This is a genomic window from Janthinobacterium sp. DSP2-3-3, assembly GCF_049897325.1.
In the GTDB taxonomy this organism is placed as follows: Bacteria; Pseudomonadota; Gammaproteobacteria; order Burkholderiales; family Burkholderiaceae_D; genus Janthinobacterium.
This window is the reverse complement of the sequence record NZ_JAFCWA010000009.1, coordinates 266,004-292,576: the sequence shown is the minus strand read 5'-3', so window position 1 is coordinate 292,576 and position 26,573 is coordinate 266,004. Positions and strand designations below refer to the sequence as shown.

General features: G+C 58.1%; 25 protein-coding genes. 20 read left to right on the top strand and 5 right to left on the bottom strand.

The features are described from left to right. Positions 1–138: 138 nt before the first annotated feature. Positions 139–915 (bottom strand): 5'-methylthioadenosine/adenosylhomocysteine nucleosidase, encoded by a 777-nt coding sequence (locus ACP7DE_RS19530; protein WP_426073621.1) that lies wholly within the window; start codon positions 913–915, stop codon positions 139–141. A gap of 1,451 nt (positions 916–2,366) precedes the next feature. Here ACP7DE_RS19530 and ACP7DE_RS19525 point away from each other — a divergent pair. From ACP7DE_RS19525 to ACP7DE_RS19495, 7 genes are all read left to right on the top strand, one after another. Further along, positions 2,367–3,992 (top strand): GMC family oxidoreductase, encoded by a 1,626-nt coding sequence (locus ACP7DE_RS19525; RefSeq protein WP_426073620.1) that lies wholly within the window; start codon positions 2,367–2,369, stop codon positions 3,990–3,992. A gap of 133 nt (positions 3,993–4,125) precedes the next feature. Continuing rightward, positions 4,126–4,896 (top strand): ABC transporter ATP-binding protein, encoded by a 771-nt coding sequence (locus ACP7DE_RS19520; protein WP_426073619.1) that lies wholly within the window; start codon positions 4,126–4,128, stop codon positions 4,894–4,896. Continuing rightward, entirely contained in the window at positions 4,896–5,621 is a 726-nt protein-coding gene (locus tag ACP7DE_RS19515; RefSeq protein ID WP_426073618.1) for an ABC transporter ATP-binding protein, read from the top strand. Before ACP7DE_RS19520 ends, ACP7DE_RS19515 begins: the two co-directional genes overlap by 1 nt. 69 nt (positions 5,622–5,690) lie before the next feature. Then, complete coding sequence (locus ACP7DE_RS19510; protein ID WP_426073617.1) at positions 5,691–6,908, top strand: ABC transporter substrate-binding protein; 1,218 nt, start codon at positions 5,691–5,693, stop codon at positions 6,906–6,908. A gap of 164 nt (positions 6,909–7,072) precedes the next feature. After that, the gene (locus ACP7DE_RS19505; RefSeq protein WP_034752662.1) at positions 7,073–7,957 is read left to right on the top strand and encodes a branched-chain amino acid ABC transporter permease; all 885 of its coding nucleotides are present in this window, start codon (positions 7,073–7,075) and stop codon (positions 7,955–7,957) included. Between the two features lie 31 nt (positions 7,958–7,988). Beyond that, on the top strand, positions 7,989–8,969 hold the full coding sequence (locus ACP7DE_RS19500; protein ID WP_426073616.1) for a branched-chain amino acid ABC transporter permease: 981 nt from the start codon (positions 7,989–7,991) through the stop codon (positions 8,967–8,969). Positions 8,970–9,051: 82 nt separating this feature from the next. Beyond that, positions 9,052–11,115 carry a 3-hydroxybutyrate oligomer hydrolase family protein gene (locus ACP7DE_RS19495; protein ID WP_426073630.1) on the top strand — a complete coding sequence of 688 codons (2,064 nt, stop codon included), beginning with the start codon at positions 9,052–9,054 and terminating at the stop codon, positions 11,113–11,115. Positions 11,116–11,172: 57 nt separating this feature from the next. On the opposite strand, the gene ACP7DE_RS19490 is transcribed toward ACP7DE_RS19495, so the two are convergent. From ACP7DE_RS19490 to sugE, 3 genes are all read right to left on the bottom strand, one after another. Further along, the gene (locus tag ACP7DE_RS19490; protein WP_426073615.1) at positions 11,173–12,330 is read right to left on the bottom strand and encodes an iron-containing alcohol dehydrogenase; all 1,158 of its coding nucleotides are present in this window, start codon (positions 12,328–12,330) and stop codon (positions 11,173–11,175) included. An 86-nt stretch (positions 12,331–12,416) separates the two neighbouring features. Continuing rightward, positions 12,417–12,776, bottom strand: coding sequence for an NADH-quinone oxidoreductase subunit A (locus tag ACP7DE_RS19485; protein ID WP_426073614.1), 360 nt, complete (start codon positions 12,774–12,776; stop codon positions 12,417–12,419). An 11-nt stretch (positions 12,777–12,787) separates the two neighbouring features. After that, positions 12,788–13,108 (bottom strand): quaternary ammonium compound efflux SMR transporter SugE, encoded by a 321-nt coding sequence (gene sugE, locus ACP7DE_RS19480; RefSeq protein ID WP_426073613.1) that lies wholly within the window; start codon positions 13,106–13,108, stop codon positions 12,788–12,790. Positions 13,109–13,425: 317 nt separating this feature from the next. Here sugE and mnmG point away from each other — a divergent pair, with 317 nt between their 5' ends. From mnmG to ACP7DE_RS19415, 13 genes are all read left to right on the top strand, one after another. Then, entirely contained in the window at positions 13,426–15,363 is a 1,938-nt protein-coding gene (gene mnmG / locus ACP7DE_RS19475; RefSeq protein ID WP_426073612.1) for a tRNA uridine-5-carboxymethylaminomethyl(34) synthesis enzyme MnmG, read from the top strand. Then, the gene (gene rsmG / locus ACP7DE_RS19470; protein WP_426073611.1) at positions 15,360–16,004 is read left to right on the top strand and encodes a 16S rRNA (guanine(527)-N(7))-methyltransferase RsmG; all 645 of its coding nucleotides are present in this window, start codon (positions 15,360–15,362) and stop codon (positions 16,002–16,004) included. The genes mnmG and rsmG overlap by 4 nt, the downstream gene beginning before the upstream one ends. 159 nt (positions 16,005–16,163) lie before the next feature. Then, positions 16,164–16,934 (top strand): ParA family protein, encoded by a 771-nt coding sequence (locus tag ACP7DE_RS19465; protein ID WP_426073610.1) that lies wholly within the window; start codon positions 16,164–16,166, stop codon positions 16,932–16,934. Positions 16,935–16,999: 65 nt separating this feature from the next. Then, on the top strand, positions 17,000–17,884 hold the full coding sequence (locus tag ACP7DE_RS19460; RefSeq protein WP_426073609.1) for a ParB/RepB/Spo0J family partition protein: 885 nt from the start codon (positions 17,000–17,002) through the stop codon (positions 17,882–17,884). 270 nt (positions 17,885–18,154) lie between these two features. Next, positions 18,155–18,523 (top strand): ATP synthase subunit I, encoded by a 369-nt coding sequence (locus tag ACP7DE_RS19455; RefSeq protein ID WP_426073608.1) that lies wholly within the window; start codon positions 18,155–18,157, stop codon positions 18,521–18,523. A 46-nt stretch (positions 18,524–18,569) separates the two neighbouring features. Then, a complete protein-coding gene (atpB, locus tag ACP7DE_RS19450; RefSeq protein ID WP_426073607.1) occupies positions 18,570–19,379 on the top strand; it encodes a F0F1 ATP synthase subunit A in 810 nt (269 codons plus the stop codon). A 59-nt stretch (positions 19,380–19,438) separates the two neighbouring features. After that, positions 19,439–19,717, top strand: coding sequence for a F0F1 ATP synthase subunit C (gene atpE / locus ACP7DE_RS19445; protein ID WP_426073606.1), 279 nt, complete (start codon positions 19,439–19,441; stop codon positions 19,715–19,717). Positions 19,718–19,760: 43 nt separating this feature from the next. Continuing rightward, complete coding sequence (locus ACP7DE_RS19440) at positions 19,761–20,231, top strand: F0F1 ATP synthase subunit B (protein ID WP_034752697.1); 471 nt, start codon at positions 19,761–19,763, stop codon at positions 20,229–20,231. A 2-nt stretch (positions 20,232–20,233) separates the two neighbouring features. Then, the gene (locus tag ACP7DE_RS19435) at positions 20,234–20,779 is read left to right on the top strand and encodes a F0F1 ATP synthase subunit delta (RefSeq protein WP_426073605.1); all 546 of its coding nucleotides are present in this window, start codon (positions 20,234–20,236) and stop codon (positions 20,777–20,779) included. Between the two features lie 78 nt (positions 20,780–20,857). Further along, entirely contained in the window at positions 20,858–22,399 is a 1,542-nt protein-coding gene (gene atpA / locus ACP7DE_RS19430) for a F0F1 ATP synthase subunit alpha (RefSeq protein ID WP_096232956.1), read from the top strand. Positions 22,400–22,461: 62 nt separating this feature from the next. Further along, on the top strand, positions 22,462–23,337 hold the full coding sequence (gene atpG, locus ACP7DE_RS19425; RefSeq protein ID WP_219887685.1) for a F0F1 ATP synthase subunit gamma: 876 nt from the start codon (positions 22,462–22,464) through the stop codon (positions 23,335–23,337). A gap of 29 nt (positions 23,338–23,366) precedes the next feature. Continuing rightward, a complete protein-coding gene (gene atpD, locus ACP7DE_RS19420) occupies positions 23,367–24,767 on the top strand; it encodes a F0F1 ATP synthase subunit beta (RefSeq protein ID WP_071080005.1) in 1,401 nt (466 codons plus the stop codon). A gap of 62 nt (positions 24,768–24,829) precedes the next feature. Beyond that, positions 24,830–25,249: a F0F1 ATP synthase subunit epsilon gene (locus ACP7DE_RS19415; protein WP_065307860.1), complete on the top strand. Its 420-nt coding sequence runs from the start codon at positions 24,830–24,832 to the stop codon at positions 25,247–25,249. Between the two features lie 69 nt (positions 25,250–25,318). Here the strand turns inward: ACP7DE_RS19415 and rsgA are convergent, their stop codons facing one another. Continuing rightward, positions 25,319–26,386, bottom strand: a complete 1,068-nt coding sequence (gene rsgA / locus ACP7DE_RS19410) for a ribosome small subunit-dependent GTPase A (RefSeq protein WP_426073604.1) — start codon at positions 26,384–26,386, stop codon at positions 25,319–25,321. Positions 26,387–26,573: the final 187 nt, after the last annotated feature.

Below are 26,573 nucleotides of genomic sequence, written 5' to 3'. Positions count from 1 at the left end.
TAAGGTAATTGTTTTGTTTGGCGACATCAATTTACCAATTCAAAACCCTCGCTGCCACCCCCTTCCAGCAAAAACGTCAAGTCCATCTTCCCCCACCAAACGCGAAGAACCTTTTTTTATGCACCGTCAGTTCAAGGATCAGCCAGCCAAACGCTGGCATAGCTGCTGAATCACCGTCAACGCATACGGCGAGGCGACGGTTTGCACAAAACGCATGAAGTCGACGGCCGCTTCTTCGTTGGCGTTGTCGGAAATGGTGCGCATGACAGTAAACGGCACGCCCAGTTCAAAACACACTTGCGCCACGGCGGCGCCTTCCATTTCGACGGCCAGCAAGTCGGGGATATCCGCTTTCAGCTGGTTCACACGCACGGCGCTGCTGATGAACTGGTCGCCGCTGGCGATCAGGCCGCGGTGGACTTGCGCCTGTTGCAGCGCAAACTCTTGAATATCCTTGTCTTGTAATACCTTGGCAAGCTCATCGCGCAGGAAATCTTCTGCCGCACCGGCCAGTTGCGCACTCAACTCCAGATCCGTGGCGAAGCGCTGCAAGCCCGTCAGCGGCACTTCGAAGCGGGGAAACAAAGGTCGGGCATCCATATCGTGCTGCAGCAATGCTTCCGCCACCACGATATCGCCCACTTTCACGTTGTTATCCCCACTGCCGGCCACGCCGGTGAAAACGATGTGGGTAACTCCGTACTTTTCCACAAGGATGGAAGCTGTCATGGCAGCGGCAACCTTGCCCAGACGCGACAGGACGCACACAGCGTCGATATTCCATAGGGTTCCCAGGGTGTAGTCGCGCATGCCGTGCAAACGCTTCTGGGGGCCTTGCATGGCTTCTACCAGCCCCTGCTGTTCTTCGTGCAAGGCACTGATGATGCCTAAACGCATTTTTTTATGTGAATTCATGCTGTTCTTACCGGTTTCGGGGATTGCAGAACGGTTTATATGGTGAACACAGCCGTTTCGGTGACTTTTCCACTGTGCGCGTTTGTCTCTGTGTTTTAAATAAAGATGTATACATAAAAATAGTAGTAATAGTAAACGCCCAATTTTTTGTGGATAAGTCGGTATACCATCGAAAAATCATCGACTTAGCGCGTAAAAAAGTAGGCGCACAAGCATTGTATCGAGACAGGACTTGTTTGGGATAAAAATTGAGTTGTGGACAAAGATCGACTTTTCCCACATCTCATCCTGTGGATATGCAGGCACTTATCCACACCTGCAAGCAAAAATCATGGTTTTTCTTGCTGTTGTGGCATGTTTGACGTGCTTCGTCTGCACTGATGCTTGTCTGTGAATCAACCTTGAGTGACCCCGAGCGGTGTTCTTTCAGGAACGCTGGCATCCAGGTGATTCTTTGAAGACGGTTTGGCAGTGGATCTGGCTGTCGCCGTTGGTTTTTTTTTTGACGCTTCTTGCTTGCTTTTTAGAAATATCCCCGGACTTCCGCTTTTTTTATCGGTTTACAATAGATCTATATATAAAAATAGTAGTAATAGTAAACGCGGTTTTTTCTGTGGATAAGTCACTTTTTTTCAACAGGATCAACCGTTTACGCGCAAAATAAAGCGTGCATAATCGTTGTATCACGCGAGGAGCAAAATTGTATAAAATGCGGGCCTGCGCACAACTTCGTGTTTACTCACAAGTCATCCTGTGGATATCAAGTGACTTATCCACAATCGATTCAAATTTCCCTTCTTTTCGACATAGAACCGCTTGCTGGCCCAGTGCCTGATCAGGTTTGTTAACGTTTCCATTTTGCACAACGGTTTGGCAGTGTTGTGTGCGTGATGCCGGCCGTGCCGGTTTTCGTCGCTCAGTTGTTGGCTCCATTTTTTTTTGTCAGCAGTTTGTCGGCTTTTTTTTGAAGTGAGGTTTGCGAACCTTCTCGATGGTGAAGGGCAGGCAAAACGCGCGTCATCGGGTTTACCTTAATAAGTTCGTATACAAGAATAGTAATAGTAGTTAACAGGGGCATCTTCTGTGGATAAGTCTTGATTTATCCATGTAAACAATCGCTTGGCGTACGGATAAGCGCTGAGTAAGCGTTGTATCTGCCCGGGACGGTTTCTGGACAAAAAAAAGTCGCTGAAAAAATTTTTCGTTTACACACATATCGTCCCTGTGGATATCCATACGGTTATCCACAGCTTGCAGCCCCTGTTTTTATGTTCTTTTTGACCTTTGCCCGTATCGCCGGTCACGATTAATGTCGCCCTGGCCCGGCACTGGTGGTAATCTCAAGGCGGCTCAACAGCCATGCATGCATGAAAAAAGACAGACTCTGGTAGCGGAACGCGGTGGGGAGACACGCCGCGCGACAGCTTGATGGCATACCGAAAGGAGCTTCATTGGAATCGGCAGGCGAATACGACTACATCATCGTGGGTGGCGGCACGGCAGGTTGCGTGCTGGCCAACCGGCTCACACGCGACAAGGACGCCAACGTTTTGCTCGTGGAAGCGGGCGGCAAAGACGATTACGTGTGGATCCATATCCCCGTCGGCTATCTGCATTGCATCGGCAATCCCCGCACGGACTGGCTGTATTCCACGCAGGCGGACGCGGGACTGGGCGGGCGCAGCCTGATGTATCCGCGCGGAAAAGTCCTGGGCGGTAGCTCTTCCATCAACGGCATGATTTATATGCGGGGCCAGGCCGGCGATTACGACCACTGGGCCGACCTGACGGACGACGCATCCTGGCGCTGGGACAAAGTCTTGCCGCTATTCAAACAAAGCGAGGATTACTACGGCGGCGCCTCGGAAAATCATGGCGTGGGCGGTGAATGGCGCGTGGAAAAACAGCGCTTGTCGTGGGATATTTTGAATGCGTTCCGCGACGCCGCGCAGCAGGTCGGCATCCCGAAAACCAGCGATTTCAATGGCGGCGACAATAGCGGCAGCGCGTATTTCGACGTCAACCAGCGCCGCGGCATTCGCTGGAATACCTCGAAGGCGTTCTTGAAACCGGCTGCGCGCCGCCCGAATCTGACCATCATGACGGGTTGCCACGTGGAACGTCTGTTGCTGGAAACGACGGAGTCGGGACCGCGCTGCACGGGCATCGTATTTACGGGCGGCGGCACGCAGTGGCAGGCGACGGCCAAACGGGAAACTTTACTGACGGCGGGCGCCATCGGTTCGCCGCAATTGCTGCAATTGTCCGGTATCGGCCCGGCCGCCTTACTGCAGCAGCATGGGATTGTTCCCGTGTTGGACTCTTCTGGCGTGGGTGGCAACCTGCAAGACCACCTGCAGCTGCGCATGGTCTTTAAAGTACAGGGCGTGAAAACCCTGAACGTGATGGCCAGCAATATCGTCGGCAAGATGCAGATCGGCTTGCAATATGCGCTGTTCCAGAGCGGGCCCATGTCGATGGCGCCATCGCAGCTGGGCGCGTTTGCCAAGTCCAATCCGCAGCAAGCCACGCCGAACCTGCAATACCACGTGCAGCCGCTGTCGCTGGATAAATTTGGCGCACCGCTGCATGCGTTTCCTGCGTTTACGGCCAGCGTGTGCAATTTGCGCCCTACCTCGCGCGGCCATGTGCACATCGCGTCGGCCGACACCTATGTGGCGCCGAACATCGTTCCTAACTATCTCAGTACGCAGGAAGACCGCGCCGTTGCGGCCGACGCCTTGCGCCTGACGCGTGCCATCGCTGCCGCACCGGCCTTGAAACAGTTTGCGCCGCAGGAATATAAGCCCGGGGTGCAATTCCAGAGCCAGGAAGAACTGGCGCAGGCGGCCAGCCAGATCGGCACCACCATCTTTCACCCGGTGGGCACCTGTCGCATGGGCCTGGCCAGCGAGGCATCGAGCGTCGTCGACAGCGCGCTGCGCGTGATCGGTGTGGCCGGCTTGCGCGTTGTCGATGCCTCCATCATGCCGTACATTACTTCTGGTAATACGAACTCGCCGACGGTGATGATCGCGGAAAAAGCGGCGCAAATGATACACGCGGCCTGGAAATGACCGTGTAAAAGCGCGGGTTTGCGCCATTCGGGCTGGCGAAAAATCCCCGTAGTTATACTGTATTGTGCGTTAAATTTAAGTTGTGTATTATAAAAATGACTAAGTAGTACAAAAAGTACAACTAGGAGACACGATGTCAAACGTAATCTTGGAAACAAGAAATTTGACCAAGGAATTCAAGGGTTTCACCGCAGTGAGCGAGGTGAACCTGCAGGTAGAGCGGGGCCATATCCACGCCTTGATCGGTCCGAACGGCGCCGGCAAGACCACGTGTTTCAACTTGCTCACCAAATTCCTGGTCCCCACTTCCGGACAGATCCTGTTCAATGGGAAAGATATCACGGCCGCCAAGCCGGCGCAGATCGCGCGCATGGGCGTGATCCGTTCCTTCCAGATTTCCGCCGTCTTCCCGCATTTGTCCGTGCTGCAAAATGTGCGCATCGGCTTGCAGCGGCAGCTGGGTACCTCGTTTCATTTCTGGCAAAGCGAACGTTCCCTGAATCAGCTCAATGACCGCGCCATGGCCTTGCTGGCCGAAGTCGACCTGACGGAGTTTGCCGACACCATCACGGTTGACATGCCCTACGGGCGCAAGCGGGCGCTGGAAATTGCCACCACCCTGGCGATGGAACCGGAAATGATGCTGCTTGATGAACCGACGCAGGGCATGGGCCACGAAGACGTGCACCGCGTCACCGAGTTGATCAAAAAAGTCTCGGCCGGCCGCACGATTTTGATGGTGGAACACAATATGAGCGTGGTCTCGGGCATCTGCGACAAGATTTCTGTCCTGCAGCGCGGCGCCATGCTGGCTGAAGGCAGTTATGCGGAAGTGTCGCGCAATCCGCACGTGATGGAAGCGTACATGGGCACTACCCACGCCGAACTGGAAGGGGCGCATTGATGACGACGCAATCGAACAAGGCGCCGGCGCTGGAAATTACGCAATTGCACACCTGGTATGGCGAATCGCACATCCTGCACGACGTGAATCTGAAAGTGGAGCAGGGCGAAGTGGTGACGTTGCTGGGCCGCAACGGCGCCGGCCGCACGACCACCTTGCGCGCCATCATGGGTTTGACGGGCGCACGCACGGGTTCCATCAAAGTCAATGGCATCGAAGCGATAGGTTTGGCCACGCACAAAATCGCCCACCTGGGCATCGGCTATTGTCCCGAAGAGCGCGGCATTTTTTCATCGCTGTCGACCGAGGAAAACCTGATGCTGCCGCCGACCCTGGCCAGCGGCGAGAAGGGCATGTCGGTGGAGGAAATCTACGCCATGTTCCCGAATTTGCAGGAACGCCGCCACAGCCAGGGCACGCGCCTGTCGGGCGGGGAACAGCAGATGCTGGCCGTGGCGCGCATCCTGCGCACTGGCGCGCGCCTGCTGCTGCTCGATGAAATATCCGAAGGCCTGGCGCCCGTCATCGTGCAAGGCCTGGCGCGCATGATTACCACCTTGAAAGCGAAGGGCTACACCATCGTCATGGTGGAACAGAATTTCCGGTTTGCCGCACCGCTGGCGGACCGGTTTTATGTGATGGAGCACGGTCAGATCGTCGAGACTTTTGCTGCATCCGAACTGGAGGCCAAGATGCCGGTATTGACCGAGCTGCTTGGCGTCTAGTCATCATGTAGTACGCGTCATCGTCCAGCAATCGACTGAATAGCAAACAATAATCCCAACGGAGACACTATGAAACGTAACGCTATCGCCATTGCCACCGCCACTCTGTGTACCTTGTCTGCACTGGGCTTTTCCGCTACCGCGCACGCCCAGGTATCGGGCGACACCATCAAGATCGGTTTTATTTCCGACATGTCGGGCGTGTATTCCGACGTCGACGGCCTCGGCGGCGCGGAAGCCATCAAGATGGCGATCGCCGATGCCGGCGTGGTACTGGCCGGCAAAAAGGTGGAATTCATTTCTGCCGACCATCAAAACAAGGCTGACATTGCCGCTTCGAAGGCGCGCGAATGGTTCGACCAGCAGGGCGTCGACATGCTGATTGGCGGCACCAATTCCGGCGCCAGCCTGGCCATGGCCAAGGTCGCGGCGGAAAAGAAGAAGATTTTCATCGCCATCGGCGCCGGTTCTTCGCGCCTGACAAATGAAGAATGCACGCCCTACACCGTGCATTACGCCTACGACACGGTGGCGCTGGCGCGCGGTACGGGCGGCACCATTGTCAAGCAGGGCGGCAAGAGCTGGTATTTCATGACGGCCGATTACGCGTTTGGACATTCGCTGGAAAAAGACACGGCCGAGGTCGTCAAAGCGGCCGGCGGCAAGGTGCTGGGCAGCGTCAAGCATCCGCTGGGCGCTTCGGATTTCTCATCCTTCCTGCTGCAGGCGCAAGCAGCCAAGCCGCAAATCCTGGGTTTGGCGAATGCCGGCGGCGATGCCATCAACAGCATCAAGGCGGCCAACGAGTTCGGCTTGACGAAATCGATGAAACTGGCCGGCTTGCTGATCTTCATCAATGACATCCATTCCCTGGGCTTGAACCTGACGCAAGGCATGTACCTGACGGATGGCTGGTACTGGGACTTGAATGCGGATACGCGCGCCTGGTCGAAACGCTATTTTGCCAAGATGAAGAAAGAGCCGTCGATGCTGCAGGCGGCCGACTATTCGGCTGCGGCGACCTACCTGAAAGCCGTCAAGGCGTTGGGAACGGATGACACCGAGAAAGTCATGGCCTACCTGAAAAAGACCAAGATCAACGACATGTTTACGCAGAATGGCGAAGTGCGCCCCGATGGCCGCATGGTGCACGATATGTATTTGATGGAAGTCAAGAAGCCATCCGAGTCGAAATACCCATGGGATTACTACAAGGTGGTCGCCACCGTGCCCGGTGCGCAAGCGTATGTGACCAAGGCCGAATCGAAGTGTTCGTTGTGGAAGTAACGCTGTAGCCATACCTCCAGCGGATCGCCCGCCTGTGCGCGGGTGGTCTGTCCTGCATGCTCTTCGCTCGCAGGGTTCGCCTTGCGCCGCCGCGCCAGTCTGCGGTGGCGTGTTTCCCTTGATACCACACCGTCCTCTGGCGGTGCTTTTTATACTGTGATGCCATGGAAATTTTCGGCGTTCCAATACAAGCGATGATGAGCCAGCTGCTGCTGGGTCTCGTCAACGGCTCGTTCTATGCCATGTTGTCCCTCGGTCTGGCCGTCATCTTCGGCTTGCTCAATGTCATTAATTTCTCGCACGGCGCCATGTACATGATGGGCGCCTTCCTGGCCTGGATGGGTCTCAGCTATTTCGACATCAATTACTGGGCCATGCTGGTCATCGCCCCGATCCTCGTCGGCCTGGTCGGCATCCTGATCGAAAAGACCATGTTGCGCTGGTTGTACAAGCTTGACCATCTGTATGGCTTGTTGCTGACCTTTGGCATCACCCTGATCATGGAAGGCGTGTTTCGCTCCTTCTATGGCGTCTCGGGCCAGCCGTATGCCGTGCCTGAAGCGCTGGCCGGCGCGACGGACCTGGGTTTCATGATCTTGCCGAACTACCGCGCCTGGGTGGTGATCGCCTCGCTCTCCGTATGCCTGGCCACCTGGTTCGTCATCGAAAAAACCAAATTAGGGGCTTACCTGCGGGCGGGCACGGAAAACCCGAAACTGGTGGAAGCGTTCGGCATCAACGTACCGCTGATGGTCACCCTGACGTTCGGCTTCGGCGTGGCACTGGCCGGTTTTGCCGGCGTGCTGGCGGCACCGATCATCCAGGTTTCGCCGCTGATGGGCTCGAACCTGATCATCGTCGTGTTTGCCGTCGTGGTGATCGGCGGAATGGGTTCCATCATGGGTTCCATCCTGACAGGCCTGGGCCTGGGCGTGATCGAGGGCCTGACCCGCGTGTTTTACCCGGAAGGCTCGGCCACCGTGGTCTTCGTGGTGATGGTCATCGTGCTGTTGCTGCGTCCCGCCGGCCTGTTCGGAAAAGAAAAGTAATCCTCATCAGTCATGTATTGGAGCTACCACGATGAATAAGAATGTAGGCTACGCCATTGCCTTGCTGCTGGCGTTGGCGGCCCCGTTTTACGGCTATCCCGTCTTCCTGATGAAGTTGCTGTGCTTTGCCCTGTTTGCCTGCGCCTTTAACTTGCTGATCGGCTACACCGGCTTGCTGTCGTTCGGCCATGCAGCCTTCTTCGGCGGCGCCGGCTATGTCACCGGCTATGCGCTGCGCACCTGGGGCTGGCCAACGGAATTGGGTCTGCTGGCCGGCGTCGCCACCGGCGCCTTGCTGGGCCTGGTGATCGGTGGCCTGGCGATCCGCCGCCAGGGCATTTACTTTACGATGATCACCCTGGCGCTGGCGCAGATGGTGTACTTCCTGGCCTTGCGCCTACCGTTCACGGGCGGCGAGGATGGCTTGCAGGGTGTTCCACGTGGAACCTTGCTGGGTATGATAGACCTGGGCAATGACACCGTACTGTATTACTTCGTGCTGGCCATCTTCATCGCCGGCTTTGCCTTGATCGTGCGCACTATCCACTCGCCGTTCGGCCAAGTACTCAAGGCGATCAAGGAAAACGAACCGCGCGCCATCTCGCTGGGCTACGACGTCAACAAGTACAAGCTGATGGCCATCGTGCTGTCCGCTTCGCTGGCCGCCCTGGCCGGTGCCACCAAGACCCTGGTGCTGGGCTTTGAAACCCTGACCGATGTGTACTGGGGCATGTCAGGTCTGGTCGTGCTGATGACCTTGGTGGGCGGCATGGGCACGTTGTCCGGTCCCATCCTTGGCGCCGTGTTGATCATCGCGCTGGAAAACAAGCTGGGCGATGTTGGCACCTATCTGGCCACGCACACGGGCATCGAGTGGTTCGGCACCCTGGGCGAATCGGTGGGCATGGTAACGGGTGTGATTTTCGTCATCTGCGTGCTGCTGTTCCGGCGCGGCATTGTCGGCGAAGCCATCGCGCGCTTCGGCGGTAGGGCTGCCAAAGCCGCTGTCTGATTTTCAAGCAACGCCGGACGATTCGTCCGGCGTTTTTCATTGTGCGTCCACTGTTACCTCAACGGAGAGAACCACCATGCAAATGACGATCACGCGCGCGGGCACTACTGGCATGAGCCTGTGCACCTTGCTGGCGTTGGCAGCCTGCGGCAGCAACCATGCACCGGAAGAACTGAACCAGATGCCCGGCTACCTGGGTACCATCACGCGCGCCGACTACGATGGCAAGACGAATGATTTGCTCACGGCCGGCCTGGGCAAGACCGGGCTGGCGGGCGCCGCGCCCGCGTATGCGAACGTGGAACAGCCGACGCCGCTCGAACTGCGCCGCAATGCCATCTACGCCAACTACCGCGCCGTGCTCGACATTGCCGCCAACAGCGGCTACGGCACTTTGTACGGACCGAATGTCGATGCCGGCGGTAACGTGGGCACGGGCGAGGGCCTGGTCGCCGGCAGTGAATACATCGCCTATGCCGACGATGGCACGGGCAAGAAGAATGTCACCTTGATGGTGCAGGTGCCGGCCAGTTTCGACCCCGAGCATGCCTGCATCATCACGGGCACGTCCAGCGGTTCGCGCGGCATCTACGGCGCTATCGGCAGCTCCGGTGAGTGGGGCTTGAAGAAAGGCTGCGCCGTGGCGTACGCCGACAAGGGCTCCGGCACGGGCCTGTATGTGTTTGAAGATGATAGCGTCAACCTGCAGAACGGACTACGGGCGGGAAGAGTGGCCGCTGGCAAGAACGCGCTCTTCGCGCCGGACTTGAGCGACGCCGACCGGCTGGCCTGGGCCGCTGCCAATCCAAACCGTATCGCCTTCAAGCATGCGCATTCACAGCAGAACCCGGAAAAGGATTGGGGCAAGGTCACTTTGCAGGCGGTCGAGATGGCCTATTTCGTCTTGAACGAACGCTACGGCGTGCTGGCCCGCGATGGCAGTTCGCGCATCGTTCGGCTGACGCCGGAGAACACCATCACGATAGCCTCGAGCATTTCCAACGGGGCTGGCTCGGCCTTGCTGGCGGCGGAACAGGATAGCAAGGGCTTGATCAGCGGCGTGGCCGCCAGCGAGCCGCAGGTCCAGCCGGCAGCGTCGGGTGCCTACAGCGTGCGCCAGGGCGGGGTAGTGGTGGCCAATCCGGGGCGCGCCCTGTTCGACTACGCCACCTATGCGGCGCTGTATCAGCCGTGCATCGCTTCCGTGGCGGGCATTGCGGGACGCTGCACGGCGCTGGTGGCCAAGGGCTTGTTGAATGGCGCCGACCTGACGGCGCAGCAGGCGGACGCGAAGCAGCGCTTGCGGGCGTATGGCTGGCTGGTCGATGCCGATCCGCTGCAGGCCGCGCACGCGGGCACGAACATCCTGGTGGCCGTCACGTATGCCTATGCCTACGGCAAGTTTTCCGTGATGGACAAGGTATGCGGTTTCACGTTTGCGCAGACGGACGGCAGCGGCAATCCTATCCCGTTTACCACGGCGCAAAAGGCGGTCAGTTTTGCCGCGCAAAGCGGCATCCTCGGCAGTGTCGTGTACGAGAACAGTGTGGGCGGTGCCAGGGTCTACACGGCCGGCGTGTCGCCGTCAAACAGCTTGGCGGACCAGTCGCTCGATGGCTTCCTGTGCCTGCGCAGCCTGGCGACGGGCAAGGATGCCGTCAGTGGCGCCAGCTTGCAGGGCAGTCTGGCCACACAAAGCGTGCGCGTGCGTGCGGGCATGGCCGAGGTGGCGGCCAACGGTAAATTGAATGGCAAGCCGGCCATTATCGTGCACGGCCGCAGCGATACCCTGATTCCCGTCAATCACGCTTCGCGCGCTTACCTGGGGCTGAACGCTGCGGTGGAGGGGGCCAACAGCAAGTTGCGCTATATCGAGGTGAGCAACGCCAACCACTTCGATTCCTTCAGCAGCGCCTTGCCGACCCTGATCGTGCCCTTGCATGTGTATCTGAACCGGGCACTCGACGCGATGTATGCGCATTTGTCTGCCAAGCAGGCCCTGCCGCCATCGCAGGTGGTGCGCACGGTGACGCGCGCCGATGCGTCGACCTTGATCACGAATCTCAACGTGCCGGCGATAGCGGCAACGCCAGCGGCGGGCAATGCGATCAGTGTCACGGGGACGGTTGTGGATGTGCCCAACTAGCATCAGCTTGCATGTCGCGCGAGAGCCACGTCGTGTACGTGGCTTTTTTTTGAACGCTTATAGCGCGGCCGCATAGATGACGCGGGCATCCTCGCGTGTGACGACGCGCGGATTGTTGCCCAGCAAGCGCGTCTGCAGCATGGCTTCATCGGCCAGCCGGTTCAGGTCGCTGGCCGCGATACCCACCTCGCGCAGGGTGCACGCGATGCCGGTGGCGCGCGCCAGCGCCTGCATGGCGTCGATCAGGGCCTCGGCCCGCGCTTCCTCGCTGCCCGTGATGCCGGGCTGCACGACGGCCGCCAGTTGCGCATACAGCGGCGCAGCGTGGGACAGATTGAAACGCAGCACGTGCGGCAGCACCAGCGCATTCGACAGGCCATGTGGCACGTGGAACAGTCCACCGATGGGATAGGCCAGCGCATGCACGGCGGCCACGGGCGCATTTGCAAACGCCTGGCCGGCCAGCATGGCGCCCAGCAACATTGCTTGCCGCGCCGGCAAATTGCTGCCATCGCGGCAGGCGGTGATCAGGTTGCGGGAGAGCAGCGACAGCGCTTGGGTGGCCAGCATGTCGGATAAAGGATTCTTCAGCAGACGGCTGGTGTACGCTTCGATCGCATGTACCATGGCGTCGATGCCGGTGGCGGCCGTCACGGCAGGAGGTAAGCCCAGGGTCAGGTTGGCGTCGAGGATGGCCAGGTCCGCATACAGTTGCGGTGCCACCACGCCCATCTTGCTGGTGGCGCCTGTGGTGACGATGGCGATATGCGTGACTTCCGAACCGGTGCCGGCCGTGGTCGGCAATTGCACCAGAGGCAGGCGCTGGCCGTGGACATTGCCGATGCCATACAGTTGCGCCAGTTCTTGGTGGCCTGGCGCCAGCACGGCGATCAGCTTGGCCACATCCAGCGAGCTACCGCCACCGAGGCCGATAATCAGTTCCACGTGAAACATCTGGGCCTGGGCCACGCCGGCAAGTACGATGGCTTCGGGCGGATCGGCTTGCACGTCGGAAAAGACATGCGCTTCTATCCCCGCCGTTCGCAAGCTGTGCAGCGGATCATCTGCGAGTCCTGTACGCAGAAATCCCGCGTCGGTGACGAGCAGGGCGCGGCGTACGGCGGGAAAGTGATGGGCGATGTGCGCGCCCAGCTGGGCGGCGGCGCCCGGTTGAACGATCAGATGCGGCACGGTGCGGAACTGGAAGGCGGACATGCAGACTCCTGACGGTAAGGACAGAAGCCCAAGCTTACTCCGCTTTCCAGCCCCGCGCGTGTTTCACGTGGAATCAGAAGCCGGGACTACTCCCACTCCAGCGCGCCGCGTTTCCATTCATAGGCCAGGCCGATGGTCAGTAGGCTCAGGAAACCCATGACGGCCCAGAAACCGTGCAAACCCAGCGCGTTGACGTTGGCCGCCCACGGCATCAGGAAGATCACCTCGATATCGAACAGGATGAAGAGGATGGCGACCAGGTAGAAGCGGATGTCGAACTTCATGCGCGCGTCGCCGAACGCCTCGAAGCCGCATTCGTACGGCGACAGCTTTTGCGCATCGGGTTTGTGCGGACCGAGCGCGCGCCCCAGCAGCATGGGTACGATGCCGACCAGGATACCGATCAGAATGAACAGCAGGACGGGAAAATAGTTTTCGAGGAGCATGGGGATTCCTCTCAGTGGCTGGACGACAGTTTCATCAGCACGATACCGCACACGATGAGGACGGCGGCGCACACGCGCATGGCATTCAGTTGTTCACCGAGGGCGACGATACCGACGATGAAGGCGCCGACGGCACCGATGCCGGTCCAGATCGTGTAGGCCGTGCCTAGGGGCAGGGTGCGCATGGCAAGCGACAGCAAGCCGAAGCTGGCGATCATCATGACCACGGTAATCACGGAGGGAGTGAGTTTGGTGAAACCCTCGGAGAGTTTCATCGAGTATGCCCATACGACTTCAAGCATGCCAGCAATCAGTAAAAATATCCAGGCCATGGCGGCTCCTTATACAGAGCGGGCCGTCCCGGTGTGTGCCCATGATGGGGGAGGCCGTCCTCCTGAATGATCGTCCCGATGGCCACTGGCGTGACCACGGTGTTGCTGACGACGCGGCAATTGTAGCAAACATTGGCGGCCAGCGCAGCCTCGTCGCGAGCCCATGAGTGTTCCACGTGAAACAGAAATCACCACTTCCTTGCCACTGCTGAGTAAAAATTAAGCAAAAATTGGCCCGTGGAAGGTTGCGCTCGCAAAAAGACTCTATAATCGGAGCTCTCTTCCCGCATTTTTACTTGCACTGTTACCTATTTATCATGTTATTTCCTACAGAATTCGACGTCATCGTTGTCGGTGGTGGTCACGCCGGTACCGAGGCGGCCCTCGCTTCCGCCCGTATGGGGCAGAAGACGCTATTGCTCACGCATAATATTGAGACACTGGGCCAGATGTCGTGCAATCCCTCCATCGGTGGCATCGGCAAGGGCCATCTGGTCAAGGAGGTCGATGCCATGGGCGGCGCGATGGCGATCGCCACCGACGAGTCCGGCATTCAGTTCCGCATCCTGAACTCTTCGAAAGGCCCGGCAGTCCGCGCCACGCGCGCCCAGGCCGACCGCATTCTCTATAAAGCCGCCATCCGTACGCGCCTGGAAAACCAGCCGAATTTATGGCTGTTCCAGCAAGCGGTCGATGATCTGATCGTCGAAGGCGACCGCGTCGTCGGCGCCGTGACGCAGATCGGCCTGAAGTTTCTGGCGCGCGCTGTCGTACTCACGGCCGGGACTTTCCTCGACGGCAAGATCCACGTGGGCCTGAACAGCTACTCGGCCGGCCGCGCCGGCGACCCGCCTGCCATCTCGCTGTCCGCCCGTTTAAAAGAATTGAAGCTGCCGCAGGGCCGCTTGAAAACGGGCACGCCGCCGCGCATCGATGGCCGCTCGATCGACTTTTCCGTGATGCAAGAACAGCCGGGCGACCTTGATCCCGTGCCCGTGTTCTCGGTGATGGGCAACACGGCCATGCACCCGCGCCAGGTGCCGTGCTGGGTCACGCATACGAATAGCCAGACGCACGACATCATCCGCGCCGGCCTGGACCGCAGCCCCATGTACACGGGCGTCATCGAGGGCGTGGGCCCCCGTTATTGCCCGTCCATCGAAGACAAGATCCACCGTTTCGCAGGCAAGGAATCACACCAGATCTTCCTCGAGCCGGAAGGCTTGACGACGCATGAGTTCTATCCGAACGGCATCTCCACCAGCCTGCCGTTCGATGTGCAAATCGCCCTCGTGCAATCGATGAAGGGCATGGAAAACGCGCACATTCTGCGTCCCGGTTACGCCATCGAATACGACTATTTCGACCCGCGCGGCTTGAAAGCCTCGCTGGAAACGAAGGCCGTGGCAGGCCTGTTCTTCGCCGGCCAGATCAACGGCACCACCGGCTACGAGGAAGCAGCCGCGCAAGGCATGCTGGCGGGCCTGAATGCGGCCTTGCTGACGCAGGACAAGGAAGCCTGGGTACCGGGCCGCTCCGAAGCGTATCTGGGCGTGCTGGTCGACGATCTGATCACCCAGGGCGTGCAGGAACCGTACCGCATGTTCACCAGCCGCGCCGAGTACCGCTTGAGCCTGCGCGAAGATAATGCCGACATGCGCCTGACCGAAATCGGCCGCACCCTGGGTTGCGTGGGCGACGCCCAATGGCAAGCGTTCGAGACCAAGCGCGAAGCGGTGGCGCTGGAACTGCAGCGCCTGCGTTCCACCTGGGTCAATCCGCGCATCCTGGCGGCAGCCGAATCGGAACGCATCGTCGGCCAGGCCATCGAGCGCGAGTACTCGCTGGCGGACTTGCTGTGCCGCCCGAACGTGGCCTACGACACGCTGATGAGCATGACGGGCATGGAAGGCCAGGCCCTGGCCGGCCCCGGCGTGGAGGACTCCGCCGTGCGCGAGCAGGTGGAAATCCAGCTCAAGTATGCGGGTTACATCGAGCGTCAAAGCAAGGAAATCGAGCGCCACGAACACTATGAAAACCTAGCCTTGCCGGCCGGTTTTAATTACCTTGATATCGGCGCGTTGTCTGTCGAAGTGCGGCAAAAACTCGACAAGCAGCGCCCGGAAACCCTGGGCCAGGCATCGCGCATTTCCGGCGTGACGCCAGCGGCGATTTCGCTGCTGCTGGTGCATTTGAAAAAGCGCGGTTTTGGTGCCGCGCAGACCACCACTTTAAAGGACGAGGTTGTTGAATGAAGCAGTTTGACCGGGCCGCACTGGCCCCCATTTTGAATGAAGGCATCGCCGCGCTGGGGCTCGACCTGAGCGCGGATCAGACGGAAAAATTGCTCGATTACCTGGCCTTGCTGGCCAAATGGAATAGCGTGTACAACCTGACGTCGGTGCGCGACCCCCTGCAGATGCTGACTTTGCACGTGCTCGATTCGCTGGCGGCCGTGCCCGCGTTCGCGGACGCCAAAAACGTGCTCGACGTGGGCGCCGGTGGCGGCTTGCCGGGCATGGTGCTGGCCATCGCGCGGCCCGATGTGAAGGTGTCGATGATCGACACGGTGCATAAGAAGACGGCTTTTTTGACGCAAGTGAAGGCCGAACTGGGTTTGAGCAACGTCACCGTGTACACGAAACGGGTGGAACAGCTGGAGGTGCAGCAGAAATTCGACGTGATCACTTCGCGCGCTTTTGCCGACCTGTCCGACTTCGTCAACTGGTCGGGCCACGTGCTGGAAGAGGGCGGTCAGTTCATCGCCTTGAAAGGCATAGCGCCACCAGACGAGCGCGAGCGACTTCCAGCGGAATGGCAAGTTACAGCGCTACGCGCAATTGAGGTGCCAGGGCTAAATGCAGAGCGCCATCTGGTCTTTATAGCAAGAGTTTAAACACCAAAAAATTAAATGATATAAATGGTTTATACGGTATAAATAATATAAACCGTATAAATGGTTTATATCGTATAAATGAAATAAACAGTATAAATCGTTTCGGCAAGATGCCGGGGCGCACGATGAAGTTTGCATCTCTTTACAACTAGAAGATACATGGCCAAAATTTTTTGTGTAGCAAATCAAAAGGGTGGTGTTGGTAAAACCACAACAAGCGTCAACCTCTCCGCCGGCCTGGCCAAGTTGAACCAGCGCGTGCTGCTGGTCGACCTCGACCCGCAAGGCAATGCGACCATGGGCGCCGGCATCAACAAGGCCGGCTTGAAGGCGTCCACCTATGAAGTCATGCTGGGCGAGTCCGATGTCAAGACGGCACGCCAGCGTTCGGAAGCGGGGCGTTTCGATGTCTTGCCGTCTAACCGCGAACTGGCCGGCGCCGAAGTGGAAATGGTCGACCTGGACAACCGCGAACGCCGCCTGAAGGATGCGCTGGCCGAAGTCGACAGCGAATATGACTTCATCCTCGTTGATTGCCCGCCAGCATTATCGATGCTGACCTTGAACGGCCTGTGCGCCGCGCATGGCGTGATCATCCCGATGCAGTGCGAGTACTACGCGCTGGAAGGCTTATCCGACCTGGTCAACACCATCAAGAAGGTGCACGCCAACCTGAACCCGGATTTGAAGATTATCGGCCTGCTGCGCGTGATGTTCGATCCGCGCATGACATTATCGCAACAGGTGTCGGCCCAGTTGGAACAGCATTTTGGCGACAAGGTCTTCAATACCATCATCCCGCGCAATGTGCGCCTGGCCGAAGCGCCATCGTACGGCGTGCCCGGCGTGACTTTCGACCCCAGCTCGAAAGGTGCCCAGGCGTACATCGCCTTCGGCGCCGAAATGGTCGAACGCATCAAGCATATGTAAACAAAGGGCGAGCGACTCGCAAAGAATGATGTGAGTGCTTACTCTGAAAACACGATTAGGACAGCATGGCTACGAAAAAATTAAAAGGACTGGGTCGCGGACTCGACGCCCTGTTGGGCGGCGGCGGCGACTTCGCCAGTCCGGACACGCATCAACCGTCGAACTTGCCCGTGTCACAAATGCAAGCCGGCAAATACCAGCCGCGCACGCGCATGGACGAGGGGGCTCTGAATGAACTGGCCGCCTCGATCAAGGCGCAAGGGCTGATGCAGCCCATCCTGGTGCGCCCGATCGGGCAAGACACCCTGAGTGGCTTGATCAAATATGAAATCATCGCAGGTGAACGCCGCTTCCGCGCCTCGCAGCTGGCGGGGCTGACGGAAGTGCCGGTGCTGGTGCGCGATGTGGACGACCTGGCCGCCGCGGCCATGGCGCTGATCGAGAACATCCAGCGCGAAGACCTCAATCCCCTGGAAGAGGCGCAGGGCATCCACCGCCTGATCGCCGACTTCAACTTTACGCATGAGCAAGCGGCCACTGCGCTGGGACGCTCGCGCAGCGCCGTGTCGAACCTGTTGCGTTTGATGAACCTGGCCGCTCCCGTGCAAACCATGCTGATGGCCGGTGATATTGACATGGGCCATGCGCGGGCGCTGCTGGCGGTCGACGCGGCCAGCCAGATCACCCTGGCCCACCAGGTGGTGGCCAAGCGCCTGTCGGTGCGCGAAACGGAAAAGCTGGTCACGCGCACGGTCGAAGAAGCGGCCAACCCCGTCGAGCCGCGGCAAAAGGAAAAGTCCGGCGACATCGCCCGCCTGGAAGAAGAGTTGTCCGATGCGCTGGCCACGCCCGTGGTGTTCAAAATGGGCAACAAAGGCCGTGGCCAATTGGTGATCGATTTTGCCGATCTTGACGTGCTCGATGGATTGTTGACCCGCTTGCGTGGTTAAATAGCAAGCTGCAAAGACATGGGGAGTGTGGGTGTGGACAATCCGGCCATGCTTTCCAGATGCACCACGTGATTCCTTGATAACACGGCTGGAAGCGGCCAGACAAGCGACTTTGCCATATAGTGGTGCAAATGGCGGCGAATAGTCGGTAAAGCGTCAGTTTCACGCAGCAATCGCCCTGCTGCGGTGCAGCAACGTTTGACTCTATAGATCAAAGCCAACTATAATCCCGTGTCTTTGCGTGTGTAGATTTTTCTGGGAACCTGGCAATTGAGTGATTCACAACAAAGTATTGCCAAACCCGTCTACAAAGTAGTTGCATTGCAGTTAGCAATCGCTATCAGCTTTGCTACCGTCACCCTGTTTTTCGGTGGCAGTGTCAGAGGCTGGTCCGCCGCATACGGCGGTGCTATCGCAGTCATCGGTAGCCTGGTGTATGCCATGCTGGTGGTTCGCGGTACTAGCGACGCCAATAAGGCATTCCGGGCGCATTTGCGCGCAGAAGTGGTGAAAATATTTATCACAGCGGTGCTGTTTATCTTGGCACTGGTGTTGTTTCAGTCGGCCGCCTGGTTATGGCTGATCTTGGGTTTCGCGGTGGCAACCTTAGCATACTGGTTTTCATTGCTCGCTGTTTAATCATTGGTTTCGGGGCGGTGCTCTGAAACGACAAATCTAAATTCATATGACCACAGAACACGCTATTGAAGCGGGCCATGCTGCCCCGGCCAACGCCACAGAGTACATCAGTCACCATCTGACCCACTTGAAAAGTGCGGATGGCGCCTATAACCTGGACACCTTCTGGATTTCCGCCATTCTGGGCTTTGTTTTCCTGGCTGTTTTTTACATGGCTTCGCGTCGTGCCACTGCCGGCGTGCCTGGCAAACTGCAAAATTTCGTCGAAATGATCATGGAAATGGTCAATGAAACTATTAATGGGGCCTTTCACGCGAAAAGCAAGATCATCGCACCGCTGGCCATCACGATTTTTGTCTGGGTCTGGCTGCTCAATGCGATGGACTTCTTGCCGGTTGATCTGTTGCCGATGATTTTGAGCTGGTTTGGCGTGCATAAGCTGCGCGTTGTAGCAACGGCCGACGTGAATCACACCTTCGCCATGTCGTTCTCGGTTGTTTTGTGCATTATCGCTTTCTCGGTCAAGGCCAAGGGCCTGGGCGGCTGGATCAAGGAGCTGTTCACGGCGCCGTTCCATGCAAGCGGCATCATCGGTACGATCTTGCTGGCACCCATCAATTTCTTGTTGCAAATGGTTGAGCTGGTTGCAAAACTGATCTCCCTGTCGCTGCGACTGTTCGGCAATATGTATGCCGGCGAACTGATTTTCATCTTGATCGCGTTGTTGCCTTGGTGGGCACAGTGGGCGTTGGGTGGTCCATGGGCAATTTTCCATATCTTGATTGTAACTTTGCAAGCTTTTGTGTTTATGGCGTTGACGGTTGTGTATCTGAGCCTCGCGGTTGAGAAACATTAATCAGCAACTTTATATTTTGTTTTTTTAGTATCTTTCGTTTTTAAATTTAGGAGAATTTTATGCAAGCTCTGATCGCACAAGTACAAAGCATGACCGTTCTGGCAGCAGCAATCATCATCGGCCTGGCCGCAATCGGCACTGCTCTGGGCTTCGCTATCTTGGGTGGCAAATTCCTGGAAGCATCGGCACGTCAACCAGAACTGATGCCACAACTGCAAACCAAACTGTTCGTTATCGCTGGTCTGCTGGATGCCATCTCGATGATCGGTGTTGGTATCGCTCTGCTGTACACGTTCGCTAACCCGTTCCTGGCTCCTTTGATGGCTGTTGCTCAGTAATTCGCTCCAATCCTAGGAGAAACTTTTAGTTAGGAGCAAAGGTATGGACATCAATATGTCGCTCATCGGCCAGATGATCACCTTCGCGGTGTTGGTCTGGTTCTCGATGAAGTTCGTATTTCCAGCGCTGAACAATGCGCTGGATGAGCGTGCCAAACGAATCGCGGATGGATTGGCTGCGGCCGATCAAGGTCAAGCTTCGATGGCTGTCGCTGAAAAGCGTGCGCAAGAGGCATTGAACAGTGCACGTGAAGAAGCGTCGCAACGCGTTGCGGACGCTGAAAAGCGCGCGCAGCTGGTTGCTGAAGAGATCAAGCAAAATGCACAAGCTGAAGCTGCGCGTATCATTGCGCAAGCCCAGTCGGACGCCGAACAGCAACTGTCGAAAGCACGCGAACAATTGCGCGCTCAGGTGGCTGACCTGGCTGTCAAGGGTGCCGAGCAGATCTTGAAGCGTGAAGTCAACGCTACGGCTCACGCCGAAATGTTGCAGCGTCTTGCTGTCGAGCTGTAATCATGGCAGAACTCGCAACCGTCGCCCGTCCCTACGCGGAAGCTTTGTTCCGCGTAGCCCAAGCTGGTAAGGAGTCAAGCAACCTCGCGGCGTGGTCCGAGCTGGTGTCCGAACTGGCACAGATCGGTAGCCACCCCGAGGTACAGGCGTACGCGCGCAATCCGAAAGTTTCGGAAAGCGACGTCGCCGCCACCATCCTGTCGTTGTTGAAATCGCCGCTCAATGAAGAAGTGAAAAACTTCGTCACGTTGTTGATCGAAAATGCCCGCATCAGCCTGCTGCCGGAAATCGGCGCGCAATTCCATACCTTGAAAAACGGTCTGGAAGGTGCGGCTGACGCCGAGATCACGAGCGCTTTCGATCTGAGCGAAGGCCAAACGGCCGAGCTGGTCGCAACGCTGGAAAAGAAATTCAGTCGTAAGCTCAACCCTGCCGTCACAGTGGATCCATCGCTGCTCGGCGGCGTGCGCGTGGTTGTTGGCGACCAAGTGCTCGATACCTCGGTGCGCGCCAAGCTGCAGCAACTGCACGCTGCATTGGTGTCGTAAGACACGCGCTTCGGCAGGCCAGCTAAGACAGACCCTTACCCCTCGCGCAAGCTGAGAGAAACACTTTTAGGAGTTAGTATGCAACTCAACCCATCTGAAATCAGCGAGTTGATCAAGAGCCGGATCCAAGGTCTTGATGGCGGCGCTGAAGTGCGTAATCAAGGCACGGTTATTTCCGTCGCCGACGGTATCTGCCGCATCCACGGTTTGTCGGACGTGATGCAAGGCGAGATGCTGGAATTCCCAGGCAACACGTTTGGCCTGGCAATGAATCTGGAACGCGACTCCGTCGGTTCCGTGATTCTGGGTGCCTACGAGCACATCTCCGAAGGCGACACGGTGAAATGCACCGGCCGCATTCTGGAAGTGCCAATTGGTCCTGAGCTGCTCGGCCGCGTTGTCAACGCACTGGGTCAGCCAATCGACGGCAAAGGCGCCATCGACACGAAACTGACGGCCGCGATTGAAAAAATCGCTCCGGGCGTGATCGCCCGTGAGTCCGTTTCGCAACCAATGCAAACCGGCTTGAAGTCGATCGATGCGATGGTTCCAGTTGGCCGCGGCCAGCGCGAACTGATCATTGGCGACCGTCAAACCGGCAAGTCGGCTGTGGCGATTGATGCGATCATCAATCAAAAAGGCCAGGGCATGAAATGTATCTACGTCGCGATTGGCCAAAAAGCCTCGTCGATCAAGAACATCGTGCGCTCGCTGGAACAGCACGGCGCGATGGAATACACCATCGTTGTCGCCGCTTCCGCTTCGGAATCGGCCGCCATGCAATACATCTCGCCGTACTCCGGTTGCGCCATGGGCGAATACTTCCGTGACCGCGGTGAAGATGCACTGATCGTCTACGATGATCTGTCCAAACAAGCTGTTGCATACCGTCAAATCTCGCTGCTGCTGCGCCGTCCACCAGGCCGCGAAGCCTACCCAGGCGACGTGTTCTACCTGCACAGCCGCCTGCTGGAACGCGCAGCACGCGTGAACGCCGCCTACGTCGAGAAGTTCACCGACGGCGCCGTCAAAGGCAAGACCGGTTCCCTGACGGCTCTGCCGATCATTGAAACGCAAGCTGGCGACGTGTCCGCATTCGTTCCAACCAACGTGATTTCGATTACCGACGGTCAGATCTTCCTGGAAACCTCGCTGTTCAACGCTGGTATCCGTCCTGCCATTAACGCCGGTATTTCCGTATCGCGCGTCGGTGGTGCCGCCCAGACCAAGGTCATCAAAAACCTGTCCGGCGGTATCCGTACCGACTTGGCGCAGTACCGTGAATTGGCCGCGTTTGCGCAGTTCGCATCCGACCTGGATGAGTCGACCCGCAAGCAGCTGGACCGTGGTGCGCGCGTCACGGAATTGCTCAAGCAAGCCCAGTACTCGCCACTGTCGATCTCGCTGATGGCCGTATCGCTGTTCTCGGTGAACAAAGGCTTCATGGACGACGTGCCAGTCAAGCAAGTGCTGTCGTTCGAAGCTGGTGTCCACGCTTACATGAAGACCAAGCAAGCTGCTCTGCTGGCCAAGATCGAAGAAACCAAGCAACTCGACAAAGACAGCGAAGCAACTCTGTCGGCGGCCATTGCTGATTTCAAGAAATCCGGCGCATATTAAGCGGCCAGGCGGCGCCCACCTCGAGTGAGGCGCCGCCCTACGCGCAGAAGGAGTAAGGACTCATGGCATCAAGCAAAGAGATACGAGGCAAGATCAAGAGCGTAGAGAATACGAAGAAGATCACCAAGGCGATGGAAATGGTCGCCGCGTCCAAAATGCGCAAGGCGCAAGACCGGATGCGGGCCGCCCGTCCCTACAGTGACAAGATTCGTAATATCGCCGCCAATCTGGCGACCGCCAATCCGGAATATACGCACCCGTTCCTGGCAGCTGCCCAGGGCACGCAAGCGAAGGCAGTGGGTTTCATCGTTGTCACGACCGACAAGGGTCTGTGCGGCGGCATGAATACCAACATCCTGCGCCAGGTGATGTCGAAGTCGCGCGAGCTGGAAGCAGCTGGCAACCGGATTGAAGCAGTTGCCATCGGTAACAAGGGTTTGGGTTTTTTGAATCGCATCGGCGTCAAGATCATCGCGCACGCCATTCAAACCGGTGATACGCCCCACCTGGACAAATTGATCGGACCCGTCAAGGTCATGCTCGAAGAGTTCCAGGCAGGCAAGATCGATGCAGTGTACCTGTGCTACACCAAATTCATCAACACGATGAAACAGGAACCAGTCGTGGAGCAATTGCTGCCCCTGACGGCCGACAAGATGGTCGCCGACAAGGGCGCCCACACGTGGGATTACATCTACGAGCCGGATGCGCAAAGCGTGATCGACGAATTGCTGGAGCGCTATGTAGAAGCGCTGGTGTACCAGGCAGTCGCGGAGAATCTGGCGTCCGAGCAATCGGCACGGATGGTCGCGATGAAAGCTGCAAGCGACAACGCGGGTAGTGTGATCGGCGAACTGAAGCTGATCTACAACAAGACCCGCCAAGCTGCGATTACCAAAGAACTCTCCGAAATCGTCGCCGGTGCGGCTGCGGTTTAAACGAATTTAACTATATTGAAGGAACGAACATGGCTGATGGCAAAATCGTTCAGTGTATCGGCGCTGTGGTGGACGTTGAGTTTCCCCGCAACGCGATGCCTAAGGTATTTGATGCCTTGAAGATGGCAGGCTCGGAACTGACCCTGGAAGTACAACAGCAGTTGGGCGACGGCATTGTCCGTACCATTGCACTCGGCACGTCCGATGGCTTGCGTCGCGGCATGATGATCCAGAACACCGGCAAACCTATCATGGTGCCAGTCGGTAAAGCAACCCTGGGTCGCATCATGGACGTGCTGGGCAACCCGATTGACGAATGCGGCCCAGTGTCGCACGAGCAAGTCGCGTCGATCCACCGCACCGCTCCTGCATACGACGAACTGTCGCCATCGCAAGAACTGCTGGAAACCGGCATCAAGGTGATCGACCTGGTTTGCCCGTTTGCAAAAGGCGGTAAAGTGGGTCTGTTCGGCGGCGCTGGCGTAGGCAAGACCGTCAACATGATGGAACTGATTAACAACATCGCCAAAGCGCACAGCGGCGTGTCCGTGTTCGCCGGTGTTGGTGAGCGTACGCGTGAAGGTAACGACTTCTACCACGAGATGGCTGACGCGAAAGTGGTCGATCTGGAAAATCCAGAGAACTCCAAAGTAGCGATGGTCTACGGTCAGATGAATGAACCGCCAGGTAACCGTCTGCGCGTTGCGCTGACCGGCCTGACGATCGCTGAATCGTTCCGTGATGAAGGCAAGGACGTTCTGTTCTTCGTCGACAACATTTACCGCTTTACGCTGGCCGGTACCGAAGTATCGGCACTGCTGGGCCGTATGCCGTCGGCCGTGGGTTACCAACCGACCTTGGCTGAAGAAATGGGCCGTTTGCAAGAGCGTATCACGTCGACCAAGACCGGTTCGATCACCTCGATCCAGGCCGTCTACGTTCCTGCCGATGATTACACCGATCCATCGCCTGCTACCACGTTTGCTCACTTGGATTCGACCGTTGCGCTGTCGCGTGACATCGCTTCCCTGGGTATCTATCCAGCCGTGGACCCACTCGATTCGACCTCGCGTCAGCTCGATCCATTGATCGTTGGTCAAGAGCACTATGACACCGCGCGTGCCGTGCAAACGACCCTGCAACGCTACAAGGAATTGCGCGACATTATCGCGATTCTGGGTATGGACGAGCTGGCACCGGAAGACAAACTGCTGGTTGCCCGTGCACGTAAGATGCAGCGTTTCCTGTCGCAGCCTTTCCACGTCGCTGAAGTCTTTACCGGCGCGCCTGGTAAATACGTTTCGCTCAAAGACACGATCAAGGGCTTCAAAATGATCGCTTCGGGCGAACTCGATCACCTGCCGGAACAAGCGTTCTACATGGTCGGCACGATCGAAGAAGCAATCGAAAAAGCCAAGAAACTTAACTAAGTTAAGTCTGGGCCTAACCCCGCCCGTCACACGGCGGGGTTCTTCAACCCGATAGGACACACATGGCACACACAATTCACGTTGACGTGGTTTCCGCTGAAGAACTGATTTTTTCAGGCGAAGCAGAATTCGTCGCGTTGCCGGGTGAACAGGGCGAGCTGGGTATCTACCCACGCCACACGCCTTTGATTACCCGCATCCGTCCGGGCGCGGTCCGCATCAAGGTAGTCGGCCAGGCTGAAGAAGAATTCGTCTTCGTTGCTGGCGGCCTGCTGGAAGTGCAACCGGACACCGTGACCGTCCTGGCCGATACCGCGATCCGCGGTCACGACCTGGATGAAGCGAAAGCGCTGGAAGCGAAGAAGTTGGCGGAAGAAAATATCCACAACAAGGATTCGGGCATCGACTACGCGCAAGCGCAAGCCGAGCTGGCCAGCGCGATTGCGCAGCTGGCAGCGATCCAAAAGCTGCGCAAGCATTAATTTGCCCGCACGTAGTAATACAAAAGGCAGCCTGCGGGCTGCCTTTTTTTTATACAATTTTTGAGGTGATTACGTGTTGCGCTTCTGCTTGCTCCTTTCCTGTCCCGCTTTGAGTATCGTCTTCCACTTGGCGCGCGCGGCGATGCGCTCGAGCGGCGTTTCTTCGCTACGGCGGGCGTCGCGCAGCAGCTTGTGATAATTGCGCAAGCGGTCCGCATCGACGGTGCCGCGCACGGTGCAACCGGGTTCGCTGGCATGCCGGCAATCGCGGAATTGGCAGGTGGATGCCAGTTGTGCAATGTCGTCAAACGTGGCCGCCAGGGTGTCCGCATCGGCGTCGGCTTGCCAGCTGCGCAAGCCCGGCGTATCGATGATGCAGGCGCCGCTGGAGCACAGGTGCAGGGAACGCGCCGTCGTCGTATGCTGGCCGCGTCCATCGCCATGGCGCACAACATTCGTCGCTTGGCGTGCCGCGCACAGGGTATTGGTCAGGCTGGACTTGCCGGCGCCCGATGACCCGAGCAAGACCAGGGTCTGGCCTGCGCCCAGCCAGGGTTCCAGGATGGCCACGTCATACGCATGGCGCGTATCGATGGCAAACAGCGGCACGTGCTGCGGCAGGCGTTGTTTCAGCTGCGCCAGCTTGCCGGCCACGTCGTCAGCCACGTCGGCCTTGCTGAGCACCACCACGGGGATGACCTGGGCCGCCAGCACGATGGCCAGATAGCGCTCCAGGCGGCGCGGGTTGAAGTCCGCGTCCAGTCCCATCACCAGCAGGGCTGTATCGACATTACTGGCGAGCACTTGCCGCCGGCCGTCATTGCTGCGCCGCGCGATCTGCGTGCCTGGGGATAAGCGTGTAGTTATCCACAGCGTGCCGTGAAGATCATGTTCGGCACCGACCCAGTCTCCGACCGTCAGGACGCTGTTCTGCTGCAGCAGTTGGTGCAGCAGGCGCGGTAGGATCTGCGCCGGGTGTTCCTGGTGGCCATCGTGCACGAGGATGCCGTCGCGGTGTACGGCGCTCACGCGCAGCAGCTGCGCGGCGGGGGAAGATAAGTCGAGTTGGGTGGCTGCGCCGGCGATGGCCTGCTGCAGCCCGATAAGGCGTAGTTGCGCAAAATCGAATGCGATCATGGTAGCGTAATTCCACATTTTGTCGTCCGCGTGCGGACGTGAAGCCTGCGCGTGCAGGCACCGCCAGTCGCTATGACTGGCACGAAAGAAGGGAAGTCGGCTACGCGATCACGCGTATAAAGAATAGCCGGCTAAGGGTCTTAGCCGGGAAAGACAGTGATCAGGCAGCCGACAGCACGGCAGTATC

Excerpts from the sequence above, each read along its gene's own strand:
- atpD (WP_071080005.1), top strand. The coding sequence starts at position 23,367 with ATGGCTGATGGCAAAATCGTTCAGTGTATCGGCGCTGTGGTGGACGTT.
- ACP7DE_RS19505 (WP_034752662.1), top strand. The coding sequence starts at position 7,073 with ATGGAAATTTTCGGCGTTCCAATACAAGCGATGATGAGCCAGCTGCTG.
- mnmG (WP_426073612.1), top strand. The coding sequence starts at position 13,426 with ATGTTATTTCCTACAGAATTCGACGTCATCGTTGTCGGTGGTGGTCAC.
- atpG (WP_219887685.1), top strand. The coding sequence starts at position 22,462 with ATGGCATCAAGCAAAGAGATACGAGGCAAGATCAAGAGCGTAGAGAAT.
- rsgA (WP_426073604.1), bottom strand. The coding sequence starts at position 26,386 with ATGATCGCATTCGATTTTGCGCAACTACGCCTTATCGGGCTGCAGCAG.
- ACP7DE_RS19495 (WP_426073630.1), top strand. The coding sequence starts at position 9,052 with ATGACGATCACGCGCGCGGGCACTACTGGCATGAGCCTGTGCACCTTG.
- atpA (WP_096232956.1), top strand. The coding sequence starts at position 20,858 with ATGCAACTCAACCCATCTGAAATCAGCGAGTTGATCAAGAGCCGGATC.
- sugE (WP_426073613.1), bottom strand. The coding sequence starts at position 13,108 with ATGGCCTGGATATTTTTACTGATTGCTGGCATGCTTGAAGTCGTATGG.
- rsmG (WP_426073611.1), top strand. The coding sequence starts at position 15,360 with ATGAAGCAGTTTGACCGGGCCGCACTGGCCCCCATTTTGAATGAAGGC.
- ACP7DE_RS19510 (WP_426073617.1), top strand. The coding sequence starts at position 5,691 with ATGAAACGTAACGCTATCGCCATTGCCACCGCCACTCTGTGTACCTTG.
- ACP7DE_RS19500 (WP_426073616.1), top strand. The coding sequence starts at position 7,989 with ATGAATAAGAATGTAGGCTACGCCATTGCCTTGCTGCTGGCGTTGGCG.
- ACP7DE_RS19485 (WP_426073614.1), bottom strand. The coding sequence starts at position 12,776 with ATGCTCCTCGAAAACTATTTTCCCGTCCTGCTGTTCATTCTGATCGGT.
- atpB (WP_426073607.1), top strand. The coding sequence starts at position 18,570 with ATGACCACAGAACACGCTATTGAAGCGGGCCATGCTGCCCCGGCCAAC.
- ACP7DE_RS19520 (WP_426073619.1), top strand. The coding sequence starts at position 4,126 with ATGTCAAACGTAATCTTGGAAACAAGAAATTTGACCAAGGAATTCAAG.
- ACP7DE_RS19465 (WP_426073610.1), top strand. The coding sequence starts at position 16,164 with ATGGCCAAAATTTTTTGTGTAGCAAATCAAAAGGGTGGTGTTGGTAAA.
- ACP7DE_RS19415 (WP_065307860.1), top strand. The coding sequence starts at position 24,830 with ATGGCACACACAATTCACGTTGACGTGGTTTCCGCTGAAGAACTGATT.
- ACP7DE_RS19515 (WP_426073618.1), top strand. The coding sequence starts at position 4,896 with ATGACGACGCAATCGAACAAGGCGCCGGCGCTGGAAATTACGCAATTG.
- atpE (WP_426073606.1), top strand. The coding sequence starts at position 19,439 with ATGCAAGCTCTGATCGCACAAGTACAAAGCATGACCGTTCTGGCAGCA.
- ACP7DE_RS19460 (WP_426073609.1), top strand. The coding sequence starts at position 17,000 with ATGGCTACGAAAAAATTAAAAGGACTGGGTCGCGGACTCGACGCCCTG.
- ACP7DE_RS19490 (WP_426073615.1), bottom strand. The coding sequence starts at position 12,330 with ATGTCCGCCTTCCAGTTCCGCACCGTGCCGCATCTGATCGTTCAACCG.
- ACP7DE_RS19530 (WP_426073621.1), bottom strand. The coding sequence starts at position 915 with ATGAATTCACATAAAAAAATGCGTTTAGGCATCATCAGTGCCTTGCAC.
- ACP7DE_RS19440 (WP_034752697.1), top strand. The coding sequence starts at position 19,761 with ATGGACATCAATATGTCGCTCATCGGCCAGATGATCACCTTCGCGGTG.
- ACP7DE_RS19435 (WP_426073605.1), top strand. The coding sequence starts at position 20,234 with ATGGCAGAACTCGCAACCGTCGCCCGTCCCTACGCGGAAGCTTTGTTC.